Origin of the sequence: Ornithinibacillus salinisoli (assembly GCF_042684965.1) — a bacterium.
Taxonomy (GTDB): Bacteria; Bacillota; Bacilli; order Bacillales; family Amphibacillaceae; genus Ornithinibacillus; species Ornithinibacillus salinisoli.
Map to the genome: position 1 here is coordinate 1 of NZ_JBHUMI010000023.1, position 545 is coordinate 545.

Here is a 545-nt window from a genome sequence, read left to right on the forward strand (position 1 = left end):
ATGGTTCTACGTCAAATGTTGGGGTGGCGATTAATTTTGCCACTTTACCCAACATGTAACCCAACTTCTTTATACTGTCTTGCTAATAAGATCTTCGCCCTAAAACGTTTAAAACTTCTAAAACCATATGCATTTCTCTTCATTACCTTCGTGGTATTATTAATACCCTCTAAAAAGCCGTTAGAATAGTCATATACAAAACTATTTAATATTTCTACCTGCCAGTTTTGAAACGTCTTGATACTACTAATCATTTCAGGAATTCCTGAGTTTATAACCTTTTGGTAAAAGGAATGTAGACCTTCTTTTACTTGGACTATTTTCTCTTTACCGATTAATTTTGCTTTATCAAACCATTCTCGATATGCTTCCTTTAATTCGTAGGCATCTCTTAACTCTGTAGACATGTTTAAATATCTTTCTAAATGCCAGAGCTCCTCTTCCTTTAAACGATCCTTCGCTTTATGAAAGACATGTTTCATACGTTTACACTTCTTCCGATCATAATCATGAAAGTCTTGTTGAATTCGTCTTCGCACTCGGTC

At 34.7% G+C, this 545-nt stretch carries 1 protein-coding gene; it reads right to left on the reverse strand.

Annotated elements, in window-relative coordinates:
• Positions 1-44: 44 nt before the first annotated feature.
• Positions 45-545, reverse strand: a 501-nt coding sequence (locus ACFSTA_RS18675) for a transposase (protein ID WP_377558357.1), incomplete at its 5' end; no start/stop codon positions are given.